Origin of the sequence: Fusicatenibacter saccharivorans, assembly GCF_027667425.1 — a bacterium.
Lineage (GTDB): Bacteria > Bacillota > Clostridia > Lachnospirales > Lachnospiraceae > Fusicatenibacter > Fusicatenibacter saccharivorans.
The window spans coordinates 96451-102533 of the sequence record NZ_JAQEGR010000014.1 but is presented as its reverse complement, the minus strand read 5'-3'; the positions used below and the strand labels follow the sequence as shown (position 1 = coordinate 102533).

Sequence of the window (6083 nt, the reverse complement as noted above, 5' to 3'; positions counted from 1 at the left end):
AGTTCTTTATCTCTTCCGATAAAATGACGGCATGGTTTCGGAACCTCACTGTCCATAATATAATCCAGCACAATGGGTGACAGGGCACCTCCGGCAATTAATTTTTGATTTTTAGTATCACGTTTGATAAATTGTCGCTCCATGCCAAAAGAAATCAGCTTTGCAAGAAAAAGCAGACGTGAGCTGGCTGGTTTGTACAGAGAAGCCAGATTTTTCTTTTTGGCATCGGAGATGGTGTCATCTTGTATAAATAATGTGTATATATCCTGCATAGCCATATTGCAGTCAGACATCAATGGAAGCAGATTCTGGTGAATGGTTTCTGCCAGTTTTTTCTGATTACTGGGTTTGGAATAGTAGGCAGATATTTTGGGACTGATCTTTGCTTGACCGGTCAGCCAACGACAAACCAGACCATTATCCATAGAAAAATCCTGATTTGCCGGATCATCCATAAAATCTTCAAATAATTCGTATAAAAAATCAGGCTGACTCATTTGATTACTTTCGCTGATATGATTTTTTAAGCAAGTGCTAATAGAAGAAAAATCGCATCGATTCAATAGAAATTCCCCTTTCGTAGTTAAGATTAAGTATATCTATCATAACACGAACATATATTCGATTCAAGAAAATGCGGATATTTTTAAATTGATTGTGTCAATTTACAATCAATTTCTATTCAATGTGGTTTTCCGGCAGGTTCTGTAAAATAAGCTCAGATCAAAACAATGACGGGAGGAGCTTATGCAACAGAATATTGAATTTGAGCGGTGCATTGATTTTCTGGTACGGATGCTTGATAAGTACGGCGATGAAGTCCTCCGGGAGTTGGAGGAAGAAAAACAGAATAAAGAAGAAAAAATAGCATAGAATACTTCTGAGCGGGTATGGCTAAGAATGTTTTGGCGTATTGACAGGACATTTAAAATGACGTATACTAAGCTCAGTGATCGTTCTGTAGAAACTTGCGAAGCCTACAGGCGGGGGAGAGCCTGCGGGTCTCTCCCTCTTTTGTTTTAAGGAGAAATGATATGCAGACACCGAAAAAATTCTCTTCTTTTAGTGATCAGGTTTCCTGGATCAGTGACGAAAAGGGAATAAAAATAAACGACAGAGAATATGCAGAAGAGATGTTACGCCAAATAGGATATTTTCCTCTTATGGGAGGATATAAACATCTTTTTAGAATATCGAATACAAAGAAATATAAAGCAGGAACAAGTTTTGAAGAAATAGTCAGTCTGTATAAGTTTGATGCAGAGCTTAGAGAGTTGTTCTTTAAATATTTACTGCAGGTTGAGCGACAGATGCGTTCTTTGATGTCATACTATTTTACTGAAATGTATGGAGCAGAGCAGAAGCAGTACCTGGATGCTAATAATTATAATCATACAAAAAGAAATCATGCAACAATCGTAAAGTTGATAGCGACCTTGAAACGGGCAACAACGACCACAGATTATACATATATCAATTATTATCGCAAGACATATGGTGAAATTCCATTATGGGTTTTGGCGAATGTACTTACGTTTGGAAATTTATCAAAAATGTTCCGAGTATTTCCCCAATCCTTAAAATCAAAAGTGTCAAAAAACTTTGAACCTTTGAATCAGCATCAGATGGAGCAGTTTCTATCGGTTCTCACGAAGTATAGAAACGTATGTGCACATGGAGAACGACTGTTCACATACAGAACGGTAGATGCTATTGCGGATACACCGCTTCATAAAAAACTTTCATTGCCACAGAGTGGGAATCAGTATGAAAAAGGAAAACTGGAAAAATATTACCAGATACCATTTAAAGTAAAGAAAAATCCTCTAAGAGATAGTGAAATACCTATTGTCTTAGGGGATTTTTTTGTATTAATTATAGGATTGACAAAGAAATGAGTCAATAAGAAAATAAGTATTGAAAATAGTTGGAACAAGTACTAAAATAAAGTTGGGACAATAAAACGGAATTATACTGCGAGGAAGATTATGAAGAATAAAAAGATTAAATGCGATATATATACCAGAGTATCCACAACCATGCAGGTGGATGGCTACAGTCTGGATGCTCAGAAAGAAAAACTCAAGAGATATGCAGAATTTCAGAATATGGAAATCGTAAATGAGTATTCCGATGAAGGTAAGTCTGGAAAGAGCGTAGAGGGCAGACCGGAATTTCAGAGAATGTTAGATAATATTGAGAATGGAACAGATGAGGTACAGTTTGTACTGGTGTTCAAGCTTTCCAGATTCGGTCGTAATGCGGCAGATGTATTAAACTCTTTGCAGAGGATGCAGGATTTTGGAGTGAATCTGATCTGTGTTGAAGATGGGATTGACAGCTCAAAAGATAGTGGAAAGCTGATGATTTCTGTTCTGTCTGCGGTGGCAGAGATTGAACGGGAGAATATCCTTGTTCAGACAATGGAAGGACGTAAGCAGAAAGCAAGGGAAGGAAAATGGAACGGCGGGTTTGCTCCATATGGCTATGAATTGGTAAATGGAGAATTGCAGATCGCAGAGGACGAAGCAGAGATTATTCGTCTGATCTATGATAAATTTATTCATACAAATATGGGAATTTCTGCGATTGCTGCATGGCTGAACCAGCATGGATATAAAAAGAAAAAACGACAGAATAATACACTGGACGCATTTGCCGCTTCATTTATAAAAGGCGTTCTGGATAATCCGGTATACTGTGGAAAGCTGGCTTATGGACGAAGGAAGAATGAGAAAGTATCTGGTACAAGAAATGAATACCGTATTGTAAAGCAGGAAAATTATATGCTACACGATGGTATCCATGAAGGAATCATTTCAGAAACAGACTGGGAGCTGGCACATCAAAAACGGGAAAAAACAGGTGTGAAATATGAAAAGACACATAGTCTCGAGCATGAGCATATTTTATCCGGAATATTGAGATGCCCGTTATGTGGAAGCGGTATGTATGGGAATGTGAACCGAAAGAAAAAGAAAGACGGAACCTTATATAAGGATTATTTCTATTATGCCTGCAAACATCGTCGCCTGGTAGACGGTCATAAATGTGGATATCGTAAACAATGGAGCGAGGAGAAGATTAATAATGCAGTGGAAGAAGTTATTCGGAAGCTGGTGAAGAATCCTAAATTCGAAGAAGCAATTCTGAATAAAATCGGTTCAAGAATAGATACAGAAGAAATAGAAAAAGAGATTGAAGGATTAGAAAAGCAGCATAAGCAGCTGACAGGAGCAAAAGCAAGACTCGGACAGCAGATGGATAGTCTGGATATCATGGATAAATTTTATGAGAAGAAATATCAGGATATGGAGACAAGGTTATACCGTTTGTATGATGAGATTGAAGGCGTGGAGAACAGTATAGAAGAAGTCAAGAATCGCCTGCTGAATATTCAGCAACAGAAAATATCAGAAGAAAACGTCTATCAATTTCTTTTATATTTTGATAAACTATATGATAAGTTCACCGACCTGGAGAAGAAAGAATTTCTTAACAGCTTTGTAGAACAGGTGGACATTTATGAGCAGGAGCAGCCGGATGGCAGATTCCTGAAGCACATAAAGTTCCGCTTCCCGGTGTATTTTGGAGACAGGGAAATACAGGAACTTTGTTGGAACAACGAAAGTACCGTTGAGACGGTAGTCTTGATGTCAAAACAAAGAAATAAGGACCAGCTTCCAGGTCGAGACGGTGAAATCCGGCAACTCAACTCCCTGCGAGTGTATGGCCAATCAGAGGTCAGAGCGGATGGATTGTGTAGGAGTTGAGCGTTCTTCACTGTCTCAACTGTCGAGACAGTAGCAGAGAGCAGCAATGTAAAAGTGCCTTGCATTATTTGGATGCTGATAAGACAGAAATTTCGTGAAACAGACGAAGAGGCTTGTCTGAAAAAAGAAGGAATGAAAAAACAGGAGAGGAAAAAAGAAACATGGCAGTAAATAAAAATGGAATCGTAGTATTAGGAGCAGTTTTTGTGGATATCAAAGGTTTTCCAGAGGACATCTACGTCCCGGACGGCAGAAACGCCGGCCATGTCGAATACATCCACGGCGGTGTGAGCCGAAACGTGGTGGAGGATATCGCAAACCTGGAACTGCGCCCGACCTTCCTTGGAATCGCGGATAATACCGCACTCGGCGAGGATGTTGTGCGCAAACTGCAGCGCCACAAAGTCAATACCGAATACATGAAAGAAATCCCGAACGGTATGGGAACATGGCTTGCTGTCTTCGATCACAACGGTGACCTGGCGGGCTCCATTTCCCAGCGCCCGAACCTGATGCCGATTCTCGATATTCTGGAAGAAAACGGAGATGAAATTATCGAAAACTGCGATTCCATTGTGGCAGAGATCGATATGGACAAAGAGATCATCAAAAAGCTGGTACAGCTCTGTGAAAAATACGATAAAAAATTGTACGGCGTTGTCAGCAACATGAACATCGCGGTCAGCAGAAGAGATCTTCTGCAGAAATTTGACTGCCTGATCTGCAACCAGCTCGAGGCAGGCGTTTTCTTCTCCGATGATTACAGCGAAAAAACACCGGTCGAGATGGAAAAGATTCTCGCCGAGCGTCTGAAAGCAGCAAATGTTCCGGCCATGGTCGTAACAATGGGCGGCGACGGAGTGGTTTATGCGGAAGCAGACGGAGAGAGCGGCTTCTGCCCGGCGCAGAAAGTACAGGTAAAAGATACAACAGGAGCCGGTGATGCGTTCTGTGCAGGTGTTTCCGCCGGTCTGACCTATGGAAAAACGCTTGGCCAGGCAGTTGAAATCGGTACGCGTCTTGCTGCATCCGTCATCACATCGTCGGAAAATGTCTGCCCGCGCTTCCGCCCGGAAGAGTTCGGCATCGAGGCATAGAAGGGGGCAGAAATGAAGTTACTGTACGGAACCGGCAACCCGGCAAAACTCGACGCGATGCGTCATCGCCTTGCCGGTCTTGGGATTGAGCTGATCGGGCTGAAAGATCTTGGCGGTGTTAAGCAGCCAGAGATTATCGAGGATGGAAAAACGCCGCTGGAAAATGCCAGGAAAAAGGTGGAGGCGTATTTCAACGCGCTTCATATGCCGGTGTTCTCCTGTGATTCCGGTCTGTATTTTGACAACGTGGCAGAGGACGACCAGCCCGGCGTCCATGTGCGGACCGTGAACGGAAAGTATCTGTCCGATGAAGAAATGACCGCGCATTACGCTGCCCTTGCAGAAAAGTACGGCGGCCTGACGGGACGCTACAAAAACGCAGTTTCGCTGATTCTTGATGCGGACCACCGCTATGACGCGATGGACCCGTCAATGGAGAGCGCTCCTTTCCGCATGGTCAGCACACCCCATCCGATGAGCAAAAAAGGCTTTCCGCTCGACCGTCTGTCGATCGATCTGCGGACCGGAAAATATTATTACGATCTGAATGAGCAAGAAGCCGCGCTCGATCAGCTTGCCGTGGAAGACGGTTTTCTGCAGTTTTTTGAGCGGGCAATGGAGGAATACCATAAAATGGAACGATATGAACTTCGAACCATCCGCCAGGATGAAATGGAACAGGGCGTTGCCATTGAGCTGGCGTGCTTTCCGCCGAATGAGGCGTGCTCCGAAAAGAGCATGCGCGAGCGGGTGCAGTACGCGCCGGAGCTGTTTCTGGCGGCAGTAGACAAAGAAACCGGAAAAATCGCCGGAACGCTGAACGGACTTGCAACAAACGAGACAAAATTCCGTGATGCCTTTTTCGATGAAATCAGTCTGTACGACCCGAAGGGAGAAAACGTCATGCTGCTGGGTCTCAGTGTCCTGCCGGAATACCGCGGCCAGGGAATCGCCCGCGCGCTGATGGAAGAGTACAGCCGCCGGGAACAGAAAAACGGAAGAAAACAGCTCATTCTGACCTGCCTGCAGGATAAGGTGGAGATGTACAAAAAGATGAATTTCCGCGACGAGGGAATCTCCGCATCCACCTGGGGCGGCGAGGAATGGCATGATATGACGAGAAAATTAAACGATTAAGAAAATTTGCAGAGAAAATCTCTTGTGTTAAAGTTTGCTGTAAGCGTTATAATAAAGAAAATCAAGCAAAACAGGA

At 43.0% G+C, this 6083-nt stretch carries 5 protein-coding genes and 1 pseudogene; 5 read left to right on the top strand and 1 reads right to left on the bottom strand.

Annotated elements, in window-relative coordinates; all coding sequences use genetic code 11:
• Positions 1-497 (bottom strand): annotated as a pseudogene (locus tag PGS38_RS13575) (tetratricopeptide repeat protein); the annotation flags it as partial.
• A gap of 250 nt (positions 498-747) precedes the next feature.
• Here PGS38_RS13575 and PGS38_RS13570 point away from each other — a divergent pair.
• The 5 genes from PGS38_RS13570 to PGS38_RS17550 all read left to right on the top strand — a co-directional run bounded on the left by PGS38_RS13570 (position 748) and on the right by PGS38_RS17550 (position 6007).
• Positions 748-873, top strand: coding sequence for a hypothetical protein (locus PGS38_RS13570; protein WP_264292947.1), 126 nt, complete (start codon positions 748-750; stop codon positions 871-873).
• Between the two features lie 161 nt (positions 874-1034).
• Complete coding sequence (locus PGS38_RS13565; RefSeq protein WP_238033768.1) at positions 1035-1898, top strand: Abi family protein; 864 nt, start codon at positions 1035-1037, stop codon at positions 1896-1898.
• A 90-nt stretch (positions 1899-1988) separates the two neighbouring features.
• On the top strand, positions 1989-3773 hold the full coding sequence (locus PGS38_RS13560) for a recombinase family protein (RefSeq protein ID WP_082426159.1): 1785 nt from the start codon (positions 1989-1991) through the stop codon (positions 3771-3773).
• 161 nt (positions 3774-3934) lie between these two features.
• Positions 3935-4870: a carbohydrate kinase family protein gene (locus tag PGS38_RS13555; RefSeq protein ID WP_270476376.1), complete on the top strand. Its 936-nt coding sequence runs from the start codon at positions 3935-3937 to the stop codon at positions 4868-4870.
• A 12-nt stretch (positions 4871-4882) separates the two neighbouring features.
• On the top strand, positions 4883-6007 hold the full coding sequence (locus PGS38_RS17550) for a non-canonical purine NTP pyrophosphatase (RefSeq protein ID WP_119198230.1): 1125 nt from the start codon (positions 4883-4885) through the stop codon (positions 6005-6007).
• Positions 6008-6083: the final 76 nt, after the last annotated feature.

What these genes read in the sequence shown, in the direction of transcription:
- PGS38_RS13570 (WP_264292947.1), top strand. Translation starts at nt 748, where the DNA reads ATGCAACAGAATATTGAATTTGAGCGGTGCATTGATTTTCTGGTACGG.
- PGS38_RS13560 (WP_082426159.1), top strand. Translation starts at nt 1,989, where the DNA reads ATGAAGAATAAAAAGATTAAATGCGATATATATACCAGAGTATCCACA.
- PGS38_RS17550 (WP_119198230.1), top strand. Translation starts at nt 4,883, where the DNA reads ATGAAGTTACTGTACGGAACCGGCAACCCGGCAAAACTCGACGCGATG.
- PGS38_RS13565 (WP_238033768.1), top strand. Translation starts at nt 1,035, where the DNA reads ATGCAGACACCGAAAAAATTCTCTTCTTTTAGTGATCAGGTTTCCTGG.
- PGS38_RS13555 (WP_270476376.1), top strand. Translation starts at nt 3,935, where the DNA reads ATGGCAGTAAATAAAAATGGAATCGTAGTATTAGGAGCAGTTTTTGTG.